This window comes from Nocardiopsis mangrovi (assembly GCF_042653925.1).
Classification (GTDB): Bacteria; Actinomycetota; Actinomycetes; order Streptosporangiales; family Streptosporangiaceae; genus Nocardiopsis_B; species Nocardiopsis_B mangrovi.
In genome coordinates, this window is record NZ_JBHSFQ010000006.1 from 235,169 (window position 1) to 260,450 (window position 25,282).

A 25,282-nucleotide genomic window follows, 5' to 3' on the forward strand; every position below is an offset into this window, starting at 1 on the left:
GCCGGGCGGCGGCAGGCCCGTCCGGCCCCGCCGCCGGGCGACGGCCCCGCGTGCCCGCAGCGGGCGCGGCGCCGCCTCCACCCCACCCAGCGTCCCCGCCGGGCGGCCGGGCGGTCCAGGGTCGTCCGGTCCGGTGCGCGACGACCTTCGTACCTGCGCGGAGGGCGGCCGGTACCCGGGACGTCCGGCCCACCCATTCCCGACGTTCGCCTACGCGTGCCGCGCGCCGCCGGGGGAAGTCTGGACATCGAACGCGCAGCTGAAAGCGCACGTGGACCAGCACGGGGACAGGGCCGCAGGACGGCCCGAGACGCGCAGGGGCGGTGAGGACGATGGGCGGAGTGCACAGATTGATCATCAGGGTCATGCGCGCCGCGCCAGGCGTCGCCGGTCCCGCGGACGGGCTCCTGTGCCGCCCGCGCGACCGTGCGGAGGCCCTGGCCGGCCGGGTCATCCTGGCGGCGCTGGTGATCACCGCGCTGATCGCCGCGCCGGCGACGTGGCGCAGCGTCCACGCCTCGACCCTGGAGGACATCGGCCGCGAGTCGGCGTCGCTGCACAAGGTCGACGCCATCCTGTCGGCCGACGTGACCGCGTCGGGCTACGAGGGCGGCAGCGGCCGCACGGGCCAGGTGCCCGGATCGGCGGTCATCGACGACGGCTCCGGGCAGCCCGAGACGACCATGGTGTGGACCGACCCCGGCGGCAAGCGGGGCGACCACGTGACGGCGTGGCTGGACTCCGCCGGCGAGCCCGTCCACCCGCCGCGCAGCCCCGACGAGGCGTCCGGTGCCGCCTGGACGGCCACCGTCGGCGTCCTGGTGCTCCTCGGCATGGCCACGGCCGTGTCCCGGTCGCTCCTGCGCCGCGTGATGATCCGGACGGCGCTCCCCGGCTGGGACCGCGAATGGGCACGCGTCTCCCGCGACTGGACCCGATGACCTGACGGCCGGCCGCCGCTCTCCGCGGAGAGCGGCGGCCCCGGCGTGGCGGCCCGCCTCAGCGCGGTGAGTCGAGTGACGACTCCGCCCTGAGGCGGGCCGCGTAGGACGCCACCTGGGTACGGCGCTGCATGTCGAGCTTGGCCAGCACACCGGAGACGTAGTTCTTCACGGTCTTCTCCGCGACGAAGATGCGCTCCCCGATCTGGCGGTTGGTCAGCCCCTCGCCGATCAGCTCGAAGACCTGGCGCTCCTGGCCGGAGAGCACGGCCAACGGGTCCTCGCGGGTGGTCTCCTCGCGCATCCGCCGCATCATGCGCGACGTGCTGCGCGGGTCCAGCAGCGATTCGCCCGCCGCGACCGTCCGGATCGCGCCGATCAGGTCCACCCCGCTGATCGCGGTCAGGACATACCCCGAGGCGCCCGCCATGACGGCGTCGTAGAGGGCGTCGTCGTCGGGCAGGGTGGCCACGATCAGGCACGCCAGGTCCGGCATCGACGCACCCAGCTCGCGGCAGACCTCGACCCCGCTGCGATCCGGCAGGCCGGCGTCGAGCAGGGCCACGTGGGGCCCCGCCGCCGGTATGCGGGCGCGGGCCTCGGCGGCGCCGGTGGCCTCCCCGACCACTTCGATGCCGTCCTCGTCCGACAGCCATGCCCGCATGCCGCGGCGGACGACATCGTGCTCGTGCGCCAGGAACACCCTGATGCCGTCGCTCGCTTCCAGCATCGGCCACCGCCTCCTTCACCGGGGACCACCGTCGGGCGATCCGGGACCGACGCCTCTACCCAGGGGACGTGCCCGCTACCGCACGGCCCGGCGGGGCGGGGAGCGGGGGCGCGCCGGCTACGGGACGGGGCGCCCTAGGACTCCGGTGGCGCAAGGCGATCGACCAGGGAGCTCACGCGGCGGTTCTCGGCGGAGAGGAAGTCGCCGAAGTCGGATCCGGTGAGGAAGGCGTCGGTCCAGTGGTTCTCGCGCAGCGCGTCCTGCCACTGCGGGGTGGCGCGCAGCTCGCCGAGGACGGTGACCAGCGAGTCGCGGGCGTCGGCGCTGATCTCCGGCGGGGCCAGCAGGCCGCGCCAGTTCACGAAGTCGACGTCGATGCCGATCTCGCGCAGGGTGGGGGCGTCGACCCCGGCGATGCGCTGGGGCCCGGTGACGGCCAGCGGCCGCAGCTCCCCGGCGGCGATCGCGTGCCGGTACTCGCCCACGCCCGCCGCGCCCACATCGACGCTGTGGCTGAGCAGGGCGGCCAGGGTCTCGCCGCCCCCGTCGTGCCAGACGTAGTCGGCGGCGCCGAGGTCGATCCCCAGCTCCTCGGCGATGAGCATCAGCGCGAGGTGGTCGGGGCCGCCCGCGGCCGAGCCGCCGCCCATCCGCAGCCGGGTCCGCGGATCGCGCCACGCGGCCAGCAGCTCCCCGAACGATCGGTAGGGGGAGTCGGGGACCACCAGGACGACGATCGGCTCCTCCAGCAGCCGCGCCAGCGGGGTGGCGCGGGTGACCGGCGCGACGCCGTCGGCGATGTGCGTCGTGGCCACCACGCCCAGCCCCATCTGCATGAGCAGGGCGCCGTTGCCCTCCTCGTACAGCAGCCGGGCCAGCCCCGCGGCGCCCGCCCCGCCGGACAGGTTGAACACCTCGACGTCGGGCGCCAGCCTGGTCTCCTTGAGGGTCGCCGAGACCGTCCGGGCCGTGATGTCGAAGCCGCCGCCGGGCGGGTTGGGCACCATGATCCGCAACCGCGGCACCGCGGGCACGGCCGCGCAGCCGCCCGCGGCCGCCGCGAGCGCCGAAGCGCCGAGAGCGGCGAGGAACCCGCGCCGGTCCAGCATGTCCTCCGCCGACCTTCCGTTTTCCGAATCCGATCCGCCTTCCATCATGCACGAACCGGCGGCCGGGGTGCCCGTTGTCATATGACCGCCATCACGTGCGACGATGGCGCATCATCGAGGTCACGGGTGCGAAAGGGGGAACGATGCGCCACCGGCCGACCCTCGCCCGGCAGTTCCTCCTGCTCCAACTCGCGATCATCGTGGCGGTGCTCGTCGCGGTGGCGGGGGTGTCGCTGGCGCAGACCGACGCGCGCTTCCGCGAGGTGGAGGGCCAGCGGATGCTGGCCGTCGCGGAGTCGGCCGCCAGCATGGACGCCGTGCGGGTGGGGCTCGGCGACCCCGCGCGGGAGGGCATCCTGGCGCCGGCCGCTGAAAGCGTGCGCACCCTCGCCGGTGTCGACCACCTGGTGCTGGCCCGCACGGACGGGCGCATGCTCACCCCCTCCGACCCGCGCGACATCGGCGAGCGCATGGACCTGGGCTCCAGCACCGTGCTGTCGGGCCGCTCGTGGATCGGCGAGGTGTCGATCGGTGGGGAGCGGGTGCTGATCGCCCACGTGCCGGTCATCGCCGACGACGGCGAGATCCTCGGCCTGGTCGCCGCCGGACGCACCTACCCCGGCCTGCTGGAGCAGCTGGCCACGTCGGCCCCCACCCTGCTCATCTACCTGGGGATCGCCAGCGTCCTGGGCGTCGCCGGGTCGCTGCTGCTGTCGCGCCACGTCAAACGGCAGACACTGGGCCTTGAACCCGGGGAGATCGCCCGGCTGGTCGAGCACCGGGAGGCGATGCTCCAGGGCATCAAGGAGGGCGTGCTGGGCCTGGACCGGGAGAACCGCGTCACCCTGGTCAACGACAAGGCCGCCGAACTGCTCCGGCTGCCGTCCGACCCCGCGGGCCGCACGCTGTCGGACCTGGGGGTCGGCCCCCATCTCCTGGGGGTCCTGACCGACGAATCCGAGCGCCCGGACCGCGTGGTGGTGATGGGCGACCGGCTGGTCACCCTCAACCGCATGCCGCTGCGCGCCCGCGGCGAGCGCATCGGTTCGGTCACCACCATGCGCGACCGCACCGACCTGGTGGCGCTCCAGCACGAACTGGACCGCACCCGCACCACCACCGACGCCCTGCGCGCGCAGGCCCACGAGTTCAGCAACCAGCTGCACGTCATCACGGGGCTGCTCGGGCTGGAGGAGTACGACGAGGTCACCCGCTACGTCAGCCGGGTGGGCGGCGCCCGCGCCGAGCTGACCGAGGACGTCACCTCGCGCGTGGCCGACCCGTCGGTGGCCGCGCTGCTCATCGCCAAGGCCAGCCTCGCCGCCGAGCAGGGCTGCGACCTGATCATGGCGGCCGGCACCGCTCTGGGCCCGCAGGACCAGCAGCTGTCCGCCGACCTTGTGACCGTCGTCGGCAACCTGGTGGACAACGCGCTCGACGCCGTCGGCGGCGACCGGGACGGGTGGGTGGAGGTCTGGCTGTCGGAGGAGGACGGTGCCGTCCTCGTGAGCGTGCGCGATTCGGGCGAGGGCGTGCCGCCGGAACTCGCCGAAGAGGTGTTCCGCAGCGGGTTCAGCACCAAGGGCGCCGACGGCGCCGCGCGGGGGGTGGGGCTCGCGCTGACCCGCCTCGTCTGCACGCGGCGCGGCGGCGGGATCGAGGTGGAGGGGGCGTGCTTCACGGCGCGACTGCCCCACGTGAGCGACGAGGGGGACCGATGACGTCCGGGAACGGTGGCGAGGACGGCGGGGCGATCCGGGTGCTGATCGTCGACGACGATTTCATGGTCGCCCAGGTGCACCGCCGGCTGGTCGAGCGCGTGCCGGGCTTCACCGTCGTCGGCGAGGCGCGGACGGGCGCCGAGGCGCTGCGGTCCGCCGCGGAACTGCGTCCGGACCTGCTGCTGCTCGACGTCTACCTGCCCGATCTCAGCGGAATCGAGGTACTTCGGCGCCTGCGCCGAGGCGGCGGCCCGGACGTGGACGCGCTCATCATCACCGCGGCGCGCGACGTCGCAACGGTGCGCCAGGCGCTGCACGGCGGCGCCGTGCACTACATCATCAAGCCCTTCGACGCCGAGACCCTGCGCTCCCGGCTCGACGGCTACCGCGAGATGCGGCGGGTGCTCGACGACGGCGCCCCCCGCCAGGCCGACGTGGACCGCCTGTTCGGCGGGGGCGCCCCCGGCGCCCCGGCCGCGACCGCGCCGCAGGTGGGCGGCCACATGCCCAAGGGCCTGACCCCGGAGTCCGCCGGGCTGGTGGAGCGGGAGCTGCGCCGAGCGGGGGAGGCGTCGGCGTCGGAGTGCGCCGAACTGACCGGCCTGTCACGGGTCAGCGCCCGGCGCTACCTGGAGTTCTTCGTGCAAGAGGGCAAGGCCGAGGTCCGCCTCCGCTACGGCACGGCAGGCCGCCCCGAACGCCGCTACCGCCTCACCGACCGCAACTGACGCCGCCCGGGCACGGCGTCCCGGCCGGGGGAGGGGACGACGGATCCACGACAGGCGGCCGGTGCCGGGTACGCCGGCGATCGGGCGGACGGGTCGGTGGTCTTGGTGGTCCTTGTTCCTGGTGTGGTGGTGCGGGGTCTGTGTTCCGTTGGGTGGCGGGGGCCGGGTGTGTCGGTCGTCGGGTGGGTGGGCCGGTGGCCCCGGTCGTCCCGGCTCCTGGAGTGGCCTGCGGCGAGTCGGGCGGCCGGCGCGCGTGGTGCCAGGCGCCCCAGCCCTTCCTTCCGGTGGGCCGTTGCTGCGAAGCTCTCTCCGACGCGCCGCGTCGCGTCCGGTTCCGCGTAGCAGGGCGGGGCGTCGCGCGGTGGCGGTGCCTTTCTCCCCCGCCGAAGCGGGGGTTTCCATGCGAGGAGTGTCCCGATGAAGAACGCGGTGGGGACGGTGGACACCGTTCTGCTGCTGGGCGGGCGCAGTGAGATCGGGCTGGCCGTGGTGGCGCGGCTGGTGCGTGATGGCGCCCGGCGGGTGGTGCTGGCGGCGCGCGGGGCGGAGGAGACCGCCGGAGTCGGCGATGCGGCGGGACGGCTGCGCGCCGCGGGCGCCGACGAGGTGCACGCGCTCGACTTCGACGCCGCGGAGCCGGCGACCCACGCCGGGGTCGTCGACGCGGCGGCCGACCTCGTCGGCGACCTCGACGTCGTCGTGGACGCCTTCGGCGTCCTCGGCGAGCAGGCCGTGCTGGAGGCCGATCCCGTCGCCGCCGCCGAGGCCGCCACCGCCACGTTCACCGGCCACGTCTCGGCGGGGCTGGCCGTCGCGGCGCGGCTGCGCCGGCAGGGCCACGGCACCCTCGTGGTGATCTCCTCGGTGGCCGGGGTGCGCGTGCGCCGCGCCAATTTCGTCTACGGCGCCGCGAAGGCCGGGCTCGACGGCTTCGCGCAGGGGCTCGGGGACGCCCTGCACGGCAGTGGCGCGCGGGTGATGATCGTGCGGCCGGGCTATGTGCCCACGCGGATGTCCGCGCACGTCTCGGCGGCGCCGTTCCCGGCGACGACCGGCGAGGTGGCGGCGGCAGTGGCCGAAGGGCTGCGCACCGGAGCCGGGATCGTGTGGGTGCCCCGCAAGCTCCGGGTGGTGTTCGCCGGCATGCGGCTGCTGCCGCGTGCGGTGTGGCGGCACCTGCCCCGCTGAACGCGGGCCGCCGGCCGACGCGCCGCCTCTCCGCGTGCTGGAACGTGTTCCGGAAATCCCTGTCGGTGCCCGTCCGGGATTCCGCACCGGCGGCCCGGTATCCCGGGGCCGGATGCGGATTCACCCCGCTGCTCTTCTAGAACGTGTTTCATTTTCGTGGTTTCATGGCGGCATGCGGACACGAGTGACCGAGATGTTCGGCATCGACCTCCCGATCTTCGCCTTCAGCCACTGCCGCGACGTGGTCGCCGCGGTCAGCCGGGCCGGGGGGATGGGGGTGCTCGGTGCGCTGTACTTCACGCCCGACGAGCTGGAGACCGAACTCGCCTGGATCGACGAGCACGTCGGCGGCCGCCCCTACGGGGTCGACGTCGTCATGCCCGCCGCCTACGAAGGCGCGCAGCTCGGCGCGGCCACGCCGGCCGAACTCCAGGAACGCCTCCAGACCTTCATCCCCGACCGGCACCGCACGTTCGTCAACGACCTCCTGGCCGGGCACGGCGTGCCCGAGCTGACCGGCGAGGACGCCGGGCACTTCCTGCTGGGCTGGACCGACGCCACCGCCCGCCCCCAGGTGGCGACCGCCCTCAAGCACCCCATCGCCCTGCTGGCCAACGCGCTGGGCGCGCCGCCCGCCGACGTGGTCGCGCAGGCGCACGAGCGCGGGGTCAAGGTCGCCGGCCTGGCCAGCAACGTCCGCCACGCGCGCAAGCAGCGCGAGGTGGGGGTCGACATCATCGTCGCCCAGGGCACCGAGGCCGGCGGGCACACCGGAGACGTCTCCACCATGGTCCTGGTGCCCGAGGTCGTCGACGCCGTGGCCCCCGCCCCCGTCCTCGCGGCCGGCGGGATCGGGCGCGGCCGGCAGATGGCGGCCGGGATGGCGCTGGGGGCCGAAGGCGTGTGGACCGGCTCGGTCTGGCTGGCGACCGAGGAGGCCGACACCCCTCAGGGCGCGCTGGAGCAGATCCTGCGTGCGACCTCGCGTGACACCGTCCGGTCGCGGTCCATGACCGGCAAGCCCGCCCGCATGCTGCGCAACGACTGGACCGAGGCGTGGGAGGGCGACGCCGCCCCCGCGACCCTCCAGATGCCGTTGCAGTTCATGCTGATCGCCGACGCCCTGCGCCGGGTCAGCCGGGTGCGCCACCCCACCCTCACGCCCTCGCCCGTCGGCCAGATCGTGGGCAGCCTGAACCAGGTCAAGGCGGTCTCACAGGTGGTCTACGAGTTCATGGCGGAGTTCGGCGACACCCTGGAACGGCTCGGCACCGTCGCCCGGGAGTGAGAGGGCGGCCGGCCGCGGGGACGCGCGGCCGGCCGCCGGGAACCGGTTGCTCTAGACCGGGGTGGACATGGTCTCGGCGACGTGGCGGACGAGGGTCAGCAGCACGTCCTTGACCGATGCGCGGTCGCGGGCGTCGCACAGGACGACCGGGATGCGGTCGTTCAGGCTCAGCGCCTCGCGGACCTCGCCCTCCCCGTAGTGGTGCGCGCCGTCGAAGCAGTTCACCGCGACGACGAAGGGGACCTCGCGGCGCTCGAAGAAGTCCACGGCCGGGAAGCAGGTCTCCAGCCGGCGGGTGTCGGCGAGGACGACCGCGCCGAGCGCGCCCAGCGCCAGCTCCTCCCACATGAACCAGAACCGCTGCTGGCCCGGGGTGCCGAACATGTACAGCACCAGGTCGTCGTTGATGGTGATGCGGCCGAAGTCCAGGGCCACGGTGGTGGTGGTCTTCTCCTCCACCCCCGAGAGGTCGTCGACGCCGAGGCTGGCCTCGGTCATGACCTCCTCCGTGCTCAAGGGGGAGATCTCGCTGACGGCGCCGACCAGGGTCGTCTTCCCGGCCCCGAAACCGCCCGCGATGAGGATCTTGATCGCCGAAGGGATCCGGTCCCCGGCTCGGTCAGAGTCGCTGGATGCCATCGAGTACCGCCTGGAGTATGTCCCGGCTCACCGGGCTCTGAGTCGTATAGGGGGCGCGGGCCAGGACGTAGCCCCGGCTGATGAGATCTCCGAGCAGGACCTTGACCACCGCCACCGGGATGTCGAGGTGCGCGGAGACCTCCGCGACCGACTGGGCGCGATGACACAGCTCCAGGATGCGGACCTGCTCGGGTTCCAGTGCGATTTCGTCGACCTCGGCGCGGCGCGCCGCGATCACGACGCTGATCATGTCCAGGTGCACCGTGTCCGCGCGGAGCCGCCCCTGGGTCATGACATAGGGGCGGACCAGCGGGTCGGTCCCGTCGGAGTCGAGCCCGAGCTCATGTTGCTCTGACATGCCCTCCCCTAACCTGCTGAATTGCCGGAAGCCCGTCCATTGACGGAGCCGACGGAGTCGGCGGTTTCGGCGGTGTCGGCCGAGCCCTCGTGCCGGGGCGCGGAGTCCAGGAAGCGGCCCACCTGCTCGATGAGCACGTTCATCTCGTAGGCGATCAGGCCGACATCGGAGGTCTCCTCGGAGATTACGGCCAGGCAGGCGCCGTTGCCGGCACCGGTGACGAAGAGGTACGCCTGCTCCATCTCCACGACGGTCTGGAGCACCCTCCCGCCCCCGAACTGCCGGCCGGTCCCGCGGGCGAGGCTCTGGAAGGCCGAGGCGACGGCGGAGAGGTGCTCGGCGTCATCGGTCGCCAGCTGGTGGGACCGGCCGATGAGCAGGCCGTCGGCGGAGAGGACGACGGCGTACTTGGCGCCGACGGCCCGCTCCACCAGCTCGTCGAGCAGCCAGTTCAGGTCCTTTGCGGGGGTGTTCGTCACGGTCGCGAATCCTTCTCGGTGTCGTTCTGGCGCTGTTGCCCGTCACGGCGTCCTCGACGTGTGCCCTGCTGGAACGCCGCCATGTTGCGGCGCAGGCGTGCCGAACGGTCCTTCTCCTCAGCTGCGGGGGCCGTCGCCGCGGGCGGAGCAGGCGGGGCGTCGTAGAGCTGAGGGGCCAGATGGGCCTGGGGGGTCCGCTTGGGCAGGGCGGGCCGGGAGTCGCCGTCGGGTGTGGCAGGTGTCGTGGGCGGGGCGGCGGCCGTGGCGGGTGCGGCGCCGTTGGCGTGCGCGCCGTCGGATTCGGTGCCATCGCCGTTCGCGGCGGGGGCCCGGCGGGGCAGGCCCGACGCGGTGGTGCGCGGCGCCTCCGCCGTGCCGCGCGCGGAGGGGCCGCCGCGGTGGGTGCGTTCCGGAGCGTCGCCGGGGTCGGTTGCGGGCAGAGCGGTCGGGGATGACATCGCGGCGGGGGTGCGGCCGTTCTCGGCGAGGACGTCGCCGCCCGCGGCCGAGCCGTTCGCGCCGCCGATGCGGTGGGCGGTGGAGAGATCGGGCTCGGCGGGGGTGAGGGTGTCGACCGCGCGCGAGATCCGCGGCGCCTCCTGGTCCGGGGACCACGGTTGCTCGCCGGCGTCGCCGAACGCGCCCGGGAGGGTGGGCGGGTCGCCCGCGATCAGCTCCGTCGGCAGCAGCACGATGGCCTGGACGCCGCCGTAGGCCGACGGCCGCAGCTGCACCTTGATGTCGTGGCGCTGCGCCAGGCGCGAGACCACGAACAGGCCCAGCCGCATCTTGTCGTTGAGCCGCATGACGTCGAACTCGGGCGGGCTGGCCAGGGCCTCGTTGTGGGCCGCGAACTCCTCCTCCTGCATGCCCAGGCCGCGGTCCTCGATCTCGATGACCACGCCGTTGGGCACCTGCTCGCCGCTCAGCCGGACCTGGCTCTGCGGCGGGGAGAAGGTGGTGGCGTTGTCGACGAGCTCGGCGACCAAGTGGATGACGTCGGCGACCGCCGGGCCCTTGAGCGCGACCCGAGCGATGCGCTGGCGCTCCACGCGGGTGTAGTCGCCGGATTCCGAGATCGCGCCGCGCAGCACGTCGACGAGCGGCATGGGCCGGTGCCACGTGCGGCCCGGGGTCTCGCCGCCGAGGATGAGCAGGTTCTCGGCGTTGCGGCGGGAGCGGGTGGCGAGGTGGTCGAGCTTGAAGAGCTCGGTGAGCTGCTCGGGGTCCTCCTGGTCGCGCTCCATCCGGTCCAGCAGCCGCAACTGGCGGTGGATGAGCGTCTGGCTGCGGTGGGCGATGTTCAGGAACACGCGGTTGACGCCCTGCCGCAGCTCCGACTGGCGGACCGCGGCGTCCACGGCGAACCGGTGGGCCTTGTCGAAGGACTGAGCGACCATGCCGATCTCGTCGTCGGCCCCGACGGTGAGCGCCGGGACGGACGCGGTGTCGAACGCTTCGTTGCGCCGCAGCCGGGAGGCCATGTCGGCCAGCGCCTCGTTGGCGCGCTTGTCGGTCTCGTCGCGCAGCCGGCCCAGCCGGTTCACGGTGTCGTTGGTGGTGCGGAAGGCGTAGGAGATCGCGCCGAAACCGAGGGCCGCGACCCCGACGGTCCCGAACAGCGCCAGGCTCAGCCACAGGGTGGACGCCTCGGACTGGATGTCGGCGGCGTGGTAGGACTCGTTGGCGCCGATGTCGGTGAGCGCGTCCTTTACCGGGAAGTAGACGGCGGCCCAGTCCTCCTGGTCGACGGGGATCGAGGTATCGGCGGTCTCTTCGAGGGTGATCGGGTCGACCGAGGTCGTGACCTCGCGCTCGATGATCTGGTTCTCGAACTCGACCAGGCGGGTGTAGTCCTCGCTCTCCAGCAGGGCGTCGACCTTGCGGGACTGCTCCGGGCTCATGAAGTCGCTGATGGAGTCGAGGATGACGTGGTAGGAGCTGGTCAGCCGGGTGAACTCGCGCTGGTCCTCGGCGGTGAGCTCGCCGCTGGCGAAGCTGCGGGTCAGCTGGGCGTCGCTCTGGGCGAGGAGGTCGACCACGCGGAAGGTGTTGGTCGCGCTGAGGCCGGGGCCGATCGCCTGGGACTCGGGGTGGCCCCGCGACTGCTCGTCGAAGAGGTTGGCCGCGACCACCATCACCCGGTTGTAGTCCTCCAGGACCTCCTCACGGGAGGCCGAGTCGTCGTCGACCCTGCCGCGGATGTCGCTGATGCCGAGGTACTGGGTCTCGAACTCGGCGATCCGCTCGCGGATGGCCGGCGAGGCGAGGTCGCGGAACGGCTCGAACCGGTCGAAGACGTCCTGGGTGAGCTCGTCGGAGGCGGCCCGGGTCTCCTCCAGCTGCGCGCGGTTCTCGGGGTTCTCCAGGTAGGCGACCGTCTGGGAGCGCTCGTCCATGACGGAGACCAGGGAGACCGCGGCGGGGGTCGACAGTTCGTCGAGAGCCCGGGCGGCCCCCACCATCTGGACTGCCTCGAATACCAGGTAGGCGCTGACGGTGAGCCAGAGAGCGACGAAGGCCGCCGCGGGCATCAGCACCGCTCGGCGCGATCGCTGCCGGATACTCGCGGTCCGCTTTCTCTTCGCTGACTGCACGATTCTCCTAGGGCGCATCACGGGATGTGCGGGACGGGGATGGGGAGCCGCCCGACGGCCGCGCGGCGTGCCTGGTGCCTCGCGTCCCGGGGGACCGGCGTGGTCCGGAACGGGGGAAGGGCCGAGGCGGGAGCGGACGATCGGAGGGCATCTCACACGGGGCGTTCAGCGAGTTTCGGGGCATTTCAGGGCCTCTTCCGCTCGCTTCGGGAGAAGGGTACTGCGATACATCATGTCGGGCGATTCGGCGGCAATGCCCGCACACGATAGCGTGTCAAACCGCAGGAGGACGATCCGGGACGGATGAGCCCGCAACGCCGCACCTCGCGTCGACATCGAACCGACTGGGTGAAATGCGTCAATTGGTTCAAATGTCCGAATCAGTGCGGTGCGATGTCCCCCACCAGATGATTTGTTCACCTCAAACCCCTCCTCGACTGCTTTCGGTCGCTGTAGCCTTCTCACTCACGTCTGAGGCTATGGAGGATCGCTTGTACGATTTCGTGATCGTCGGTGCGGGTTCGGCGGGGTGCGTCCTGGCTGCGCGGCTCACCGCGGACCCCGATGTCAGCGTCCTACTGATCGAGGCCGGGCCGCCCGACTCCGCCCCCGAGATCAAGATCCCCATGGCCTGGCCCCAGCACTTCAAGACCCCGCTGGACTGGGACTACGCGACCGAGCCCGAACCCGGGCTCGACGGCCGCCGGCGCAACCTCCCCCGCGGGCGCACCTTGGGCGGGTCCTCCTCCATCAACGCGATGATCTACATGCGCGGGAACCCGGCCGACTACGACGAATGGGCCGGCGCGGGCGCGCGCGGCTGGGGCTGGGACGACGTCCTGCCCTACTTCAAGCGGTCCGAGGACAACGAGCGCGGCGCCGGCGACCTGCACGGCGCGGGCGGCCCGCTCAAGGTCCGCGACCTGCGGTTCAAGCACCCGCTCATGGAGGCGGTGCTCGACGCCGCCGCGCAGGCGGGGCACGAGCGCAACGACGACGTCAACGGGCCCTCGCAGGACGGGTTCGGCTGGCTCCAGGTGACCCAGGACAACGGCCTGCGGCAGAGTACCGCCGACGCCTATCTGCACCCCGCCGCCGAGCGCCCCAACCTGACCGTGATGACCGGCACCACGGTCACCCGCGTCCTCATCGAGGACGGCCGGGCGGTCGGCGTCGAGGTGCTGAACGGCCAGGAGCGCAGCGAGGTGCGCGCCGAGCGTGAGGTCGTGCTCTCCGCGGGCACCTACAACTCCCCGCAGCTGCTGATGCTCTCGGGCATCGGCCACAGCGCGGAGCTGGCGCCGCTGGGCATCGCCCCGGTGGCCGACCTGCCCGTCGGCGACAACCTCCAGGACCACGTCTTCTTCGGCCTCGTCTACCAGACCGACGAGGAGAGCCTGTCGACCGCGGGCACCCCCGAGAACATCGCCCTCCTCTTCGGCGAAGGCCGCGGACCCCTGACCTCGAACATCGCCGAGGCAACCGGGTTCTACCGCACCGCCCCCGACCTCACCGCCCCCGACATCCAGGTGCACGCCGGCGCGGTCATGCTCGTGGAGGAAGGGCTCGGGGCGCCGGTCCACCACGCCTTCACCGTCGCACCGACCCTGCTGCGCCCCACCAGCCGCGGCCGGGTCACCCTGCGCGGCCCCAACCCCACGGCGAAACCGCGCATCCTGCACAACTACCTCACCACCGAGGAGGACCGCCGGACAGTCGTGCGGGCGATCCGCCAGGCGCTGGAGATCGTCGAGCAGCCCGCGCTCGCCAAGTTCCGCGGCGCCCCGATCAGCGCACCCGAGGGGACCGACGACGACTCCATCCTCCGGTTCGCCCGCTGCACCCTGTCGAGCATCTTCCACCCGGTGGGCACCTGTGCCATCGGCGCGGTGGTCGACGAGGACCTGCGGGTCAAGGGGGTCGATGGCCTGCGGGTCGTCGACGCGTCGGTGATGCCCACCATCGTCCGCGGCAACACCAACGCCCCCACCGTCATGATCGCCGAGCGCGCCGCCGACCTCATCGCCGGCCGCACCGCGCCGTAGCCGCCCAGCGGGGGCCGGCCCCCGGCATCGGGACAGGCGCATCGGGGCCCTCCCGCCCGGGGGGCGGGAGAGCCCCCGCGACCGTGCCCCGCCGGTCGTCGACCGCCCGGGATCCCTCCGCAGAAGCGACCGCGGAGAGATCCCGGGCGGTTTCGCCGTTCTCGCCCATGACGCGCGCATCGTCGCTAACCTCATGTCCCTATGGGAGGGTTTTTCGCCGATGGGTCCCCCGCGATGGCGATCGCGGTCCCGGGGGTCGCCTTCGCGGTCGTGCTCGGTTCCACGCTGTTCCTGCGGCGCCACTTCGGCGGGTACGGGCGCATCCAGGGCTGGCAGGGCATGGTGACCGCGGCGGTCCTGTGCACGGGGATCGGACTGGCCGCCTACGCGGTCTGGCCCCTGCCGCGCGGGATCGACGGCCTCTGCGCCCTCGACGGCGGCGCCCCCGCCGCACTCGCGCCTCTCGCGCGCCGGCCCGAGACCTGGGCGGCGGCCGCCGACGCCGCGGTCGCGGCGGCGGTGTTCCTGCCCGTCGGCCTGCTCGCCCGCTACCGCTACCGGCGCGGCCTGCCCTCCACGCTCGCGATCGCCGCGCTGCTGGCGGGCGGGATCGAACTCGTACAGGGCTCCGCCCTGCTGGGCGCCTACCCCTGCCCCTACCGCGTCGCGGCGACCGGCGACATCGTTCTCGCCTGCGCGGGCGCGGTGCTGGGCTGGGTACTGGGCGGCGCCGCCGCCGCGCTGCTCCCGCGCGCGTGGCCGGGCGCGATCGCCGACCTCATGCCCCCGGGGCTCTCCCGGCGCTTCCTCGGCCACGCCCTGGACGTGGCGATGTGGTGGTACGGGGCCATGCTGTCGGCCGGCGTCGCCGTGGCCGCCGGCGTCGTCCCCCCGGGACAGGCCGGACAGGTGCGGGCCGTGCTCCTGCTCGCCCTCGCGGTGGCCTTCGGGGTGCTCGTTCCGCTGCTGCGCACCGATCGCAGCGCACCCGGCCGCGCCGCCGTGGGGGTCGCGCTCGCCGGGCGGGGGCGGCCGAGCCCGGCCGCGCGGTGGCGGGCCGCGCTGCGCGGGGCGCTCCTCTATACGCCCGCGGCCGTGCTGTTCGCCGTCGGCCTGCCGTGGTGGGCGGCGGCCGTCTGGGCCCTGCACGGGTCGTGCGCCCTGGTCCGGCGCGACCAGGCGGGGCTGTTCGACCTCATCACGGGCACCCGGGTGGTCACCGGTTCGGCGCTGACCGGCCGCCTGCCCGACCGGCTCATCCGGTTCACGCCGGCCCGCACCCCCGGAGCCCCGGCGAACACGGCCTGAGCGGTGGGCGCCGCGCCGGCCCCGCCTCGGCCGGCGCGACCGGTGCGGCAGGACGACGCCTCCGCAACGGGCGGGGTCACTCGCCGGTGAAGCGGGCCGCGCGCTTCTCACGGAATGCGAGTGCGCCCTCGCGGGCGTCGGCCGAGGCCATGACCTCCCAGCCGATGCGGTCGGAGATCTCCAGCGCCGCCGCCTCCGGCAGCCCCTCCGTCTCCCGGTGCACGCGCAGGATCGCCTGGACCGCCAGGGGGCCGCAGGCGGCGATCTCCTCCGCGGTCGCGCGCGCCGCCTCCAGCGCCCGGCCGTCGGGGACCACCCGTGTGACCAGCCCGATATCGGCGGCCTCCCGGGCGGTGTAGGAGCGTCCGGTCAGCAGCGCCTCCATCGCGTGGGTGTAGGGGATCTGCCGGGGGACCCGGATCGCCGAGCCGCCCATGGGGAAGAGACCGCGCCGCGCCTCGAACAGGCCGAGGGTGGCGCCTTCGGCCGCGATCCGGATGTCGGTGCCCACGATCAGCTCGGTGCCGCCCGCGACCGCGTACCCCTCGACCGCCGACACCAGGGGCTTGCCCGGCCGCGCCTCACGCAGCAGCCCCTTCCAGTGGTAGTTCTCGATCTCGCCCGCGCGCCGCCGCACGCGCGGATCCGCCGAGGGCTCGCCCATCGCCTTGAGGTCGGCCCCCGCGCAGAACACCCCGCCGGCCCCGGTGAGGACGCCGGCGCGCACCCCCGGTTCGGCGTCGATGTAGGCGAACGCGTCGGCGAGGCCGACGAGCATGTCGGTGGAGAGCGCGTTGCGCGCCTCGGGGCGGCTCATGGTGACCGTGACGACGGGCCCGCTGCGGCGGATCTCGCAGTGCGGGGTGGAGATGTCAAGCAGCTCACCCACATTGACCTCCTGATTCGCGAACACCGTTAACAGTTGTTGATCAGAACGAATTCTAGACAGGAAAACCAATGGTGAACACTCCTTGTGGACGGAAAAGAGAACGTGCTCTACTTACGCTTGAGCGTCCATCCATGTGAGGGAGATCTCAGTGAGTGACGCGGCAGTGCTCGGATTCTGGAAGCTCGCGCAGGCCGACCCGGACCGGCTCGCCTGCGTCGATCCCGACGGCACCGAACACCGGGCGGGCGCGCTCCTGGGCCGCGCCGACCGCCTCGTGCACGCACTGCGCGGCATGGGGCTGCGAACGGGTGACGGCATCTGCGGGGTGACACCCAACGGATCCGCGGGGCTCACCCTCTACCTCGCGGCGCTCCAGGCGGGGCTCTACTACACGCCGATCAACTGGCACCTGACCGGCCCGGAGATCGGGCACATCGTCGCCGACAGCGACGCCAAGGCCCTCTTCGTGCACGAGCGCTTCGCAGAGGAGGGCCGGCGCGGCGCCGACGCCGCGGGGCTGCCCGAGCAGCGGCGGGTGGCCATCGGCCGCGTCCCCGGGTTCACCGACCTGGAGGACCTCATCGCCGGATACCCGCCGGTGACCCCCGGGGACCGCACCGCGGGGCTGACCATGCACTACACCTCGGGGACCACCGGCCGCCCCAAGGGGGTGCGGCGCGCCCTCACCGGCCTGGACCCCGACGTGGCGGCGGAACTGGGCACGGGGCTGTTCGGGTTCTTCGGGATCGAAGCCGGCCGCGGCCACGCCCATCTCGTCACCGCGCCGACCTACCACACCGCCGTCACCCAGTTCAGTACGACGGCGCTGCACATGGGCCACACCGTGGTCTACATGGACCGGTGGACGCCGGAGGAGACCCTGCGCCTGGTCGACGCCTACCGGGTGACGAACACGCACATGGTGCCCACCCACTTCAAACGGATGCTGCGGCTGCCCGCGGAGGTGCGGCGGCGCTACGACGTCTCCTCGATGCGCTGGCTGGTCCACGGCGCCGCGCCCTGCCCGCCGGCCGTCAAGACGGCAATGGTCGAGTGGTGGGGCGACTGCGTGTACGAGTACTACGCCGCCACCGAGGGCGGCGGGACCATCGCCGGCCCCGACGACTGGCGCAGCCACCCGGGCTCGGTCGGCCGCCCGTGGCCCATCACCGAACTGCTCATCGCCGACGACAGCGGGGCGGAGGTCCCGGCCGGCACCACGGGGACGGTCTACATGAAGATGGCCGGCCCGTCGTTCGAGTACAAGGGCGACCGGGAGAAGACGCGGGCCGCGCGGCTCGGCGGCTTCTTCACCCTGGGCGACATGGGGCACGTCGACGCCGACGGCTACCTCTACCTGAGCGATCGCACGTCGGACGTCATCATCTCCGGCGGCGCCAACATCTACCCGGCCGAGATCGAGAACGAGCTGATGGCCCACCCCGACGTCATGGACGTCGCGGTCTTCGGGGTGCCCGACGACGACTGGGGCGAGCAGGTCAAAGCGGTCGTCGAACCCGCCGAGGGGATCGCCCCCGGCCCTGATCTCGCCCGCCGGCTGCTCGACTCCCTGGAGGGCCGCCTGTCCCGGATGAAGTGGCCCCGGAGCATCGACTTCATCGCCGAGATGCCGCGCGAACCCAACGGCAAACTCATCAAACGCCGCCTGAGGGACCCGTATTGGAAGGGCCGCACCCGTGCGATCTGAGCGAGTGAGCGGAGTGGACGCTCCCGTGTGCGCGGAGCGCTTGGTGGTGGGTCCGCGGAGTGAGGGAGTGAGGGTGAGTGCGGGAGGGGACACCGTGCGATCTGAGCGAGTGAGCGGAGTGGGCGCTCCTGTGTGCGCGGAGCGCCTGGTGGTGGGTCCGCGGAGTGAGGGAGTGAGGGTGAGTGCGGGAGGGGACACCGTGCGATCTGAGCGAGTGAGCGGAGTGGGCGCTCCCGTGTGCGCGGAGCGCTTGGTGGTGGGTCCGCGGAGTGAGGGAGTGAGGGTGAGTGCGGGAAGAGAACACCATGCGATCTGAGCGAGAAGGCGAACCGGGCCCTCCCGCCCCGCTCGCCGGACGGCATGTCGTGGAGTTCCCGGGCGGATACACCCGCAGCACCGGGCCGGTCATCGGCCGGTTCCTGACCGAGCTGCGCGACGGCCGGATCATGGGGGTGCGGACCGCCTCCGGCCGGGTCCTGGTGCCGCCGACCGAGTACGACCCCCACGACGGTTCGCCGGTCACCGGCGAATTCGTCGAGGTCGGGCCGGCCGGAACGGTGACCGCGTGGTCGTGGGTGCCGTCGCCGCGGCCCGCGCACCCCCTGGACCACCCCTTCGCGTGGGCCCTCATCCTGCTCGACGGAGCCGACACCCCGCTCCTGCACGCGGTCGGCTTCGGGCCGGGCGCAGGGCCGAAGCCGCCGCGCGGGCTGACGTCCGGGCTGCGGGTGCGCCCGCTGCTGCGCGCCGAACGCGTCGGCTCCATCACCGACATCGCCTGCTTCCGCCCCGAGGTCACCGCCATCACCGACCCCGGGCGGCTGGAGTACACGATCCGCGCCGACGACTCGCTCGCCCGCTACCTCGACGCGCAGGTCGAAGGGCGCATTCTCGGCATGCGGTCCCGCCACGGCACCGTGTACGTGCCGCTTCGTGATTTCGATCCGACCGACGGCAGCCCGGCCGCCGCGACGGTCGAGCTCCCCGACACCGGGACCCTCGTCACCTTCTCCGTCAACCACGTACCCGACCCCCGCGCTCCCGAGGTCCCCTTCGTCACCGGCTACGTCCGGCTCGACGGCGCCGACACCGACCTTCTCGCCCTGATCACCGGGGTCGACGTCCGCGAGGTCCACGCCGGGATGCGGGTGCGCGCCGCCTGGCTGCCCCCCGAGGAGCGCACCCGGACCCGTCCCAGCATCGCGTCGTTCGTGCCCGAGGACGCGGAAGGAGCCGGCCGATGACCACGTCCTCTTCCGCTCCGGGCGGCCCGGTGGACCCCGGCGACGTCGCGGTCGTGGGGTTCGCGCAGACCGCGCACCGGCCCGTCGACGCCGGGGTGTCCGAGGTGGCCCTGGTCCGCGAGGTCGTCGCCGACGTGCTGGAACAGACCGGCATCGACCGCGGCGACATCGGGTTCACCGTCTCGGGCAGCCTCGACTACCTCGCCGGGGCCCCGTTCTCGTTCGTCAGCGCGCTCGACGCGCTGGGCGCCTGGCCGCCGATCAGCGAGAGCCACGTGGAGATGGACGCGGCGTGGGCCCTGTACGAGGCGTGGCTCGTGCTCCGGCACGGCGGCGTCGACTGCGCGCTGGTCTACGGGTTCGGCAAGGCGACGCAGGGCGATCTCGCGGAGATCCTCGGCCGCCAGCTCGACCCCTACTACCTCGCCCCGCTGGGCGTCGACGCGGATTCGCTGGCCGCCCTCCAGGCGCAGGCGCTGCTGGACACCGGCCGGGCGGGCGAGCGCGACCTCGCCGAGGTGGCGGCGCGCTCCCGGGCCGCGGCCCTGGCCAACCCCGCGGTGGCGGGGACAGGGGGCTTACCGCCCCCACCCGGGCCCCCGGGCGATGATCAGGCCCCCGGCGCGGGCGGGGCGGCGCCGGCCGGGGGAGCACCCGGCGTCGGCGCGTCGCCCGGCGGGGACACCGTCGTCCACCCGCTGCGCGCCGCGGAGATCGCGCCTCCCTGCGACGGTGCCGCCGCCGTCCTGCTGGCCACGGGACGGACCGCGCACCGCATCGCCGCCGGACGCGGGCTGCGCCCGGTGTGGATCCGCGGCCTGGAGCACCGCATCGACGTCCACGCGCCCGGCGCCCGCGATCTCACCCGGGTGGAGTCGGCCGAGCTGGCGGCCGCCGCGGCGGGGGTCGGAGAGGGGCCGGTCGACGTCGCCGAACTGCACGCCCGGTACGCCCACGAGGAGATCCTGCTGCGCACCGCGCTCGGGCTCGGCGACGGTGTCGACGTGAACCCGTCGGGCGGGCCGCTCGGGGCCGACCCCGTGATGGCCACCGGCCTGATCCGCATCGGCGAGGTCGCCCGCCGCATCGCCGCCGGAACGGCCGAACGCGGGGTGGCCCACGCCGCGCAGGGGCCGTGCCTCCAGCACAACCTCGTCGCCGTCCTGGAGGCCGCCCCATGACCCAGCGACGGCCCGCAACGGCCCGCCGCCCGGACACCGCCGGGTCCACCGCGACCGGGCCGGGCCGCGAACGGTCCTCGCCCCCGCCGCCGGAAGGGCACGGCCGCCGCGCGTCGGCGCCGCCCTACGGGAGGGCGACGGCCGGCGCCCGCCCGGTCCGGTGGCCGTTCACCGGCGCCCGTCGCGGGGGCGCGGTGCGTGTGGTCCGCCCGGGGCGCCGCCGGTGCGGTGGCGACGACCTGACGCCCGCTCCCGGTCGTCGCGTCCCCGGACCGCCGGCCCGGTGGACGACGGGGAGCGGCGGTGCCGTCGCCGCGCCGCTGGTAGGGGCACGCGTGTGCCGCGCGGCGGCGCGGCGAGTGGTCGGGCGGGCCGCCGCCGTCCGCGGCCCCGCGAGCCCGCCCCGCGCCGTGTGTCCGCGGCAGGCGGGCGCCCGGAGCCGCACGGGTGTGAACGGGGGAGCGACGGCGGAGGGCGGCGCGGCGGCGACGGACGTCCGCGAGAAGGCGGGGGCCGCGTGCGCGGCGACAGGGAAGGGGCGGGCCGATGGGTAGGGCGGCTGCGGTGATCGGGGTCGGGCAGACGCGGTACCGGTCGCGGCGCGGGGACGTGTCGATCGCCGGGCTGGTGCGCGAGGCCGCGCTGGACGCCTTGGCGGACGCGGGACTGACCTTCGGCGACATCGACGCCGTGGTCCTCGGCAAGGCGCCCGACCTGTTCGAGGGCGTGGTCATGCCCGACCTGTACCTGGCCGACGCCCTGGGCGCGCGCGGCAAGCCGCTGCTGCGGGTGCACACCGCCGGTTCGGTCGGCGGGTCGACCGCCATCGTCGGCGCCGGGCACGTGCGCAGCGGTGCCTTCGAACGAGTGCTGGTGGTGGCCTGGGAGAAGCAGTCCGAGTCCAACGCCACCTGGGCGCTGACCGTCGGGCAGCCGTTCTCCACCTCACTGGTGGTGGGAGCGGGCGGCTACTTCGCTCCGTTCATCCGCTCCTACATCGAGCGGTCCGGCGCACCCGGGCACATCGGGCACGTCGTGGCCGCGAAGGACCGGCGCAACGCGCTCCGCAATCCCTACGCCCACCTGCGGATCCCCGGCATCACCCCGGAGACGGTCGCCGCCTCGCCCATGCTGTGGGAGCCCATCCGCTACCTCGACACCTGCCCCTCCTCCGACGGCGCGTGCGCGGTCGTCATCGCCGGCGCCGAGGCCGCCCGTTCCGCTCGCGGCGCCCCCGCCTGGATCCGCGGGACGGCGATGCGCAGCGAACCCATCTCCTTCGCCGGGCGCGACGCGGTCGACCCCCGTGCCGGCCGCGACTGCGCGGCCGACGTCTACGCCCAGGCCGGGATCACCGATCCCCGCCGCGAGATCGACACCGCCGAGGTCTACGTGCCGTTCAGCTGGTACGAGCCGATGTGGCTGGAGAACCTCGGGTTCGCCGGGCCGGGCGAGGGGTGGCGGGTCACCGAGTCCGGAGCCACCGCGACCGATGGCGACATCCCCTGGAACGCCTCGGGCGGGGTGCTGTCGTCCAACCCGATCGGCGCCTCCGGGCTCATCCGCTTCGCCGAGGCCGCCCAGCAGGTCCGGGGGGCCGCCGGGGAGCACCAGGTCGACGGCGCGCGCACCGCGCTCGGCCACGCCTACGGGGCCGGCTCGCAGTTCTTCGCCATGTGGATCGTCGGATCGGAACCGCCGTGACCTGCTCCGTGGACGCGGGCGCCCGACGCGGCCACGGGTCCCAACCCCCGGGAGGCCCAAGATGCACTTCAACTTCGCGGACCTGTTCGAGGGCGTCGCCGACAGGATCGGCGACCACCCCGCCCTCGTCTGCGGCGGTGAGCGCCGCACCTACGCCGAACTCGACGCCCGCGCCAACCGGCTGGCCCACCACCTCGCCGCGTCCGGGATCGGCCCGGGCGACCACGTCGGCATGCAGATGTACAACGGGGCGCCGTACGTTGAGTCGCTGCTCGCCGCGCTGAAGATCCGGGCCGTTCCCGTCAACGTCAACTACCGCTACGTCAGCGACGAACTCGCCTACCTCTACGCCGACGCCGACCTCGCCGCCCTGGTCTACGACGCCGAGTTCGCCGACCGGATCGCGGCCGTCCTGCCCGCCGCCCCGACCCTGCGCCACCTGCTGTCGGTGGGCGGCCCCCCGATCCCGGCGGAGGCCGTTTCCGCCGCGGAGTACGAATCGGCGCTGGCCGCCCAGCCGCCGGACCGCGGGTTCCCGGAGCGCTCCGGCGACGACCTCTACATCATCTACACCGGGGGCACGACGGGCATGCCCAAGGGCGTCATGTGGCGCCAGGAGGACCTGTTCTTCGCCGGGCACGGCGGCGGCAACCCGGGCGGCAGCCCTCTCCCCACCCCCGCCGCGCTCATGGAGAAGGTCGCCGCGACCCCCGCGGGAACGGTGATGATGCCGGTCGCCCCGCTGATGCACGGCGCCGCCCAGCTGGCCACCTTCATCACCTTCTGGGGGGCGGGGCCGCTGGTGCTGGTGCGCAGGTTCGACGCCGCCGACGTGCTGCGCGCCGTCGAGCGCGAACGCGTGATGACCATCAACATCGTCGGCGACGCCATGGCCGCCCCGCTCGCCGACGAATTGGCGGCCGGGGACTACGACGTCTCCTCGCTGGTGGTGGTCAGCTCCACCGGGGCGATCCTGTCGGGGTCGGTCCGCGCGCGGCTGGAGAAGCAGCTCCCGAACCGGATCATCATGGACAACTACGGCTCCACCGAGACCGGCCTGGTCGCGTGGGGCGTTGCGGGGGCGACCCCCGAGACCGGGCTGCGCTACCGCTTCGACGAGGACCGGATCACGGTCCTGGACTCCCGGCTGCGCCCCGTTGTGCCGGGGTCGGGGGAGATCGGCCAGGTGGCGCGGGCCGGGCGCACCCCGGTGGGCTACTACAAGGACCCCGCCAAGTCCGCGGCGACGTTCGTCGAGGCCGGCGGCGTGCGTTACACCCTCACCGGCGACATGGCCACCGTCGAGGCCGACGGCACGGTCGCCGTGCACGGGCGCGGGTCGGTGTGTGTGAACACCGGCGGCGAGAAGGTCTTCCCCGAAGAGGTCGAGTCCGTGCTCAAGGGCCACCCCGGGGTCACCGACGCCGTGGTCGTCGGGGTCGACGACACCCGGTTCGGGCAGCGCGTGGCGGCCGTCGTCTCCGGGACCGGCCTGAGCGCCCGCGCCCTGGACGCCCACGTGCGCGGCCGCATCGCCGGGTACAAGGCGCCCCGCCAGTACACCTTCGTGGGCGAGGTGCGGCGCTCACCCAGCGGAAAGGCCGACTACCGGTGGGCCGGACGGGTCGCGTCGGAGGAGCCCGCGGCACCGCAGACGTGAGAGGGCGCGAAGGGCCGGCGCCCCTTCGCACCGGAACGCCGAACGCACGCCCCAGGGAGGGACGACATGACCGCACCACCGCCGGTGCCCGACGGATTCGACTTCACCGACCCCGACCTCATCGCCGCACGCGTTCCGCACGAGGAGTTCGCCCGGCTCCGCGGCACGCGGCCCGTGCACTGGAACCCGCAACCCGCCGGTGTGGGCTTCGACGACGCCGGGCTGTGGATCCTCTCCCGGCACGCGCACGTCCGGGAGGCGTCGGTCAACGGCGACCTGTACTCCACGCACGCCAACACCGCCATCATCCGCTACTTCGAGGGGATCCCCGCCGACGCGGTGGACGTGCAGCGCCAGAACCTGCTGATCAACATCGACCCGCCCGAGCACACCAAGCTCCGCAAGATCGTGCAGCGCGGCTTCACCCCCCGTGCCATCGCGCGCATGGAGGAGGCGCTGCGGGACCGGGCGGGGCGCATCGTCGCCGAGGCGGCGGACGGCGGGCGGGGCGACTTCGTCTCCGATATCGCGACCCGGCTCCCGCTCCAGGCCATCGCCGAGCTGATCGGGGTGGAAGAGGAGGACCGGGAGCGCCTGTTCGGCTGGTCCAACGAGATGCTGGGCTACGAGGACCCCGAGTACGCCGTGGACCCCGCGGTGGCCGCCGCGGAGATCCTCGGCTACGCGATGGCGCTCGCGGGCGACCGGCGGGCGGCGCCGCGCGACGACATCGCCTCCAAGCTGGTGCGGGCCGACGTCGACGGCCGCGGGCTGACCGACGACGAGTTCGGGTTCTTCGTGATCCTGCTGGCCGTGGCCGGCAACGAGACCACCCGCAACGCCATCACCCACGGCATGATGGCGTTCCTGGACCACCCCGAGCAGTGGGAGCTGTACCGCAGCGAACGCCCGCCGACCGCGGCCGACGAGATCGTGCGCTGGGCCACCCCGGTCATCGCCTTCCAGCGGACCGCGCTCGCCGACACCGAACTGGGCGGGCAGCCGATCCGCCGCGGCGAGCGGGTCGGGCTCTACTACAGCTCCGCCAACTTCGACGAGGAGGTCTTCGACTCCCCGTTCACCTTCGACATCACCCGCGACCCCAACCCCCACCTGGGGTTCGGCGGCACCGGGGCGCACTACTGCCTCGGCGCGAACCTCGCCCGCCTGGAGATCCGGCTGATCTTCGACGCCATCGCCGACCACCTGCCGCGGATCCGCCGCGCGGGCGAGCCCACCCGGTTCCGGTCGTCGTGGATCAACGGGGTCAAGCGCCTGCCGGTCCACTACGCGTGACGCCCCGGCACGGCCGCAGCGGTGGATCAGCCCGCCTGCTCACCGCCGGGCCAGAAGCCGTCCCAGGCGAAGTAGCCCAGGAGCAGGCCGATCGCGATGAAGGTGATGCCCAGGAGGCCGAACATGATGTCGACGCCGCTGCTGAGCCAGCGCGCCCGGATGATGCGGGCCCGCTCCGGCGCCCCCGGCGGGTAGGAGACGGTGACGACGTCCCCGGCGCGTGCCGCCGTCCACCCGGTGTTGGTGTGCGCGGCGTGGATCTCGCGGCCGTCGTAGGTCGTGAAGCGGACGATCATCCGCGAGGTCGTGGCGGTCTCCTGGTAGCCCACGATCTCCCCTTCGGCCCGCACCCCCTTGCGTTCCAGGAACGATGAGAAGCGCAGGTTGCGGAGGAGGACCGCGAGCAGGATCAGCCCTGCTCCGATGGGCAGCAACGGGTAGTAGTCCAGCACGGTGGCGTCCGTTCCCG

Annotated in this window: 21 protein-coding genes; 13 read left to right on the forward strand and 8 right to left on the reverse strand. The window is 73.6% G+C overall.

The features are described from left to right. Positions 1-365 precede the first annotated feature (365 nt). Positions 366-941, forward strand: a complete 576-nt coding sequence (locus ACFO4E_RS09605; protein ID WP_378572997.1) for an Rv1733c family protein — start codon at positions 366-368, stop codon at positions 939-941. Between the two features lie 58 nt (positions 942-999). Here the strand turns inward: ACFO4E_RS09605 and ACFO4E_RS09610 are convergent, their stop codons facing one another. Next, positions 1,000-1,671 carry a LuxR C-terminal-related transcriptional regulator gene (locus ACFO4E_RS09610; RefSeq protein ID WP_378572999.1) on the reverse strand — a complete coding sequence of 224 codons (672 nt, stop codon included), beginning with the start codon at positions 1,669-1,671 and terminating at the stop codon, positions 1,000-1,002. A gap of 134 nt (positions 1,672-1,805) precedes the next feature. Then, positions 1,806-2,780 carry a Bug family tripartite tricarboxylate transporter substrate binding protein gene (locus tag ACFO4E_RS09615; protein WP_378573001.1) on the reverse strand — a complete coding sequence of 325 codons (975 nt, stop codon included), beginning with the start codon at positions 2,778-2,780 and terminating at the stop codon, positions 1,806-1,808. 143 nt (positions 2,781-2,923) lie between these two features. Here ACFO4E_RS09615 and ACFO4E_RS09620 point away from each other — a divergent pair, with 143 nt between their 5' ends. From ACFO4E_RS09620 to ACFO4E_RS09635, 4 genes are all read left to right on the forward strand, one after another. After that, a complete protein-coding gene (locus tag ACFO4E_RS09620) occupies positions 2,924-4,501 on the forward strand; it encodes an ATP-binding protein (RefSeq protein WP_378573003.1) in 1,578 nt (525 codons plus the stop codon). After that, positions 4,498-5,229 (forward strand): response regulator, encoded by a 732-nt coding sequence (locus ACFO4E_RS09625; RefSeq protein WP_378573005.1) that lies wholly within the window; start codon positions 4,498-4,500, stop codon positions 5,227-5,229. The genes ACFO4E_RS09620 and ACFO4E_RS09625 overlap by 4 nt, the downstream gene beginning before the upstream one ends. A 417-nt stretch (positions 5,230-5,646) precedes the next feature. Next, positions 5,647-6,417 (forward strand): decaprenylphospho-beta-D-erythro-pentofuranosid-2-ulose 2-reductase, encoded by a 771-nt coding sequence (locus ACFO4E_RS09630; RefSeq protein ID WP_378573007.1) that lies wholly within the window; start codon positions 5,647-5,649, stop codon positions 6,415-6,417. 172 nt (positions 6,418-6,589) lie between these two features. Then, positions 6,590-7,705, forward strand: coding sequence for a nitronate monooxygenase (locus ACFO4E_RS09635; protein ID WP_378573009.1), 1,116 nt, complete (start codon positions 6,590-6,592; stop codon positions 7,703-7,705). Positions 7,706-7,756: 51 nt separating this feature from the next. Here ACFO4E_RS09635 and ACFO4E_RS09640 read toward each other — a convergent pair whose 3' ends face one another. Genes ACFO4E_RS09640 through ACFO4E_RS09655 form a run of 4 tightly spaced genes read right to left on the reverse strand, consistent with a single transcriptional unit; the run spans position 7,757 to position 11,778 of the window. After that, a complete protein-coding gene (locus ACFO4E_RS09640) occupies positions 7,757-8,344 on the reverse strand; it encodes a GTP-binding protein (RefSeq protein ID WP_378573011.1) in 588 nt (195 codons plus the stop codon). After that, positions 8,325-8,702, reverse strand: coding sequence for a DUF742 domain-containing protein (locus ACFO4E_RS09645; protein ID WP_378573013.1), 378 nt, complete (start codon positions 8,700-8,702; stop codon positions 8,325-8,327). The genes ACFO4E_RS09640 and ACFO4E_RS09645 overlap by 20 nt, the downstream gene beginning before the upstream one ends. An 8-nt stretch (positions 8,703-8,710) precedes the next feature. After that, positions 8,711-9,181 carry a roadblock/LC7 domain-containing protein gene (locus ACFO4E_RS09650; RefSeq protein ID WP_378573015.1) on the reverse strand — a complete coding sequence of 157 codons (471 nt, stop codon included), beginning with the start codon at positions 9,179-9,181 and terminating at the stop codon, positions 8,711-8,713. Beyond that, on the reverse strand, positions 9,178-11,778 hold the full coding sequence (locus tag ACFO4E_RS09655) for a sensor histidine kinase (RefSeq protein WP_378573017.1): 2,601 nt from the start codon (positions 11,776-11,778) through the stop codon (positions 9,178-9,180). Before ACFO4E_RS09655 ends, ACFO4E_RS09650 begins: the two co-directional genes overlap by 4 nt. Before the next feature lie 491 nt (positions 11,779-12,269). Here ACFO4E_RS09655 and ACFO4E_RS09660 point away from each other — a divergent pair, with 491 nt between their 5' ends. Beyond that, on the forward strand, positions 12,270-13,823 hold the full coding sequence (locus ACFO4E_RS09660; protein WP_378573019.1) for a GMC family oxidoreductase: 1,554 nt from the start codon (positions 12,270-12,272) through the stop codon (positions 13,821-13,823). Positions 13,824-14,057: 234 nt separating this feature from the next. Next, a complete protein-coding gene (locus ACFO4E_RS09665; RefSeq protein WP_378573021.1) occupies positions 14,058-15,131 on the forward strand; it encodes a VanZ family protein in 1,074 nt (357 codons plus the stop codon). Between the two features lie 76 nt (positions 15,132-15,207). Here ACFO4E_RS09665 and ACFO4E_RS09670 read toward each other — a convergent pair whose 3' ends face one another. Further along, positions 15,208-16,020, reverse strand: a complete 813-nt coding sequence (locus ACFO4E_RS09670) for a crotonase/enoyl-CoA hydratase family protein (protein WP_378573023.1) — start codon at positions 16,018-16,020, stop codon at positions 15,208-15,210. A 148-nt stretch (positions 16,021-16,168) separates the two neighbouring features. Here ACFO4E_RS09670 and ACFO4E_RS09675 point away from each other — a divergent pair, with 148 nt between their 5' ends. From ACFO4E_RS09675 to ACFO4E_RS09700, 6 genes are all read left to right on the forward strand, one after another. Next, the gene (locus tag ACFO4E_RS09675) at positions 16,169-17,728 is read left to right on the forward strand and encodes an acyl-CoA synthetase (RefSeq protein ID WP_378573024.1); all 1,560 of its coding nucleotides are present in this window, start codon (positions 16,169-16,171) and stop codon (positions 17,726-17,728) included. A 305-nt stretch (positions 17,729-18,033) separates the two neighbouring features. Further along, a complete protein-coding gene (locus tag ACFO4E_RS09680) occupies positions 18,034-18,972 on the forward strand; it encodes a Zn-ribbon domain-containing OB-fold protein (protein ID WP_378573026.1) in 939 nt (312 codons plus the stop codon). Continuing rightward, positions 18,969-20,153 (forward strand): lipid-transfer protein, encoded by a 1,185-nt coding sequence (locus ACFO4E_RS09685; RefSeq protein WP_378573028.1) that lies wholly within the window; start codon positions 18,969-18,971, stop codon positions 20,151-20,153. The genes ACFO4E_RS09680 and ACFO4E_RS09685 overlap by 4 nt, the downstream gene beginning before the upstream one ends. A 546-nt stretch (positions 20,154-20,699) precedes the next feature. Beyond that, positions 20,700-21,857, forward strand: a complete 1,158-nt coding sequence (locus ACFO4E_RS09690; RefSeq protein ID WP_378573029.1) for a thiolase domain-containing protein — start codon at positions 20,700-20,702, stop codon at positions 21,855-21,857. 61 nt (positions 21,858-21,918) lie between these two features. After that, positions 21,919-23,517 (forward strand): acyl-CoA synthetase, encoded by a 1,599-nt coding sequence (locus tag ACFO4E_RS09695; protein ID WP_378573031.1) that lies wholly within the window; start codon positions 21,919-21,921, stop codon positions 23,515-23,517. Between the two features lie 66 nt (positions 23,518-23,583). Continuing rightward, positions 23,584-24,813 (forward strand): cytochrome P450, encoded by a 1,230-nt coding sequence (locus tag ACFO4E_RS09700; protein ID WP_378573033.1) that lies wholly within the window; start codon positions 23,584-23,586, stop codon positions 24,811-24,813. Positions 24,814-24,839: 26 nt separating this feature from the next. Here ACFO4E_RS09700 and ACFO4E_RS09705 read toward each other — a convergent pair whose 3' ends face one another. Beyond that, positions 24,840-25,265: a DUF3592 domain-containing protein gene (locus ACFO4E_RS09705; protein ID WP_378573035.1), complete on the reverse strand. Its 426-nt coding sequence runs from the start codon at positions 25,263-25,265 to the stop codon at positions 24,840-24,842. Between the last annotated feature and the right edge of the window lie 17 nt (positions 25,266-25,282).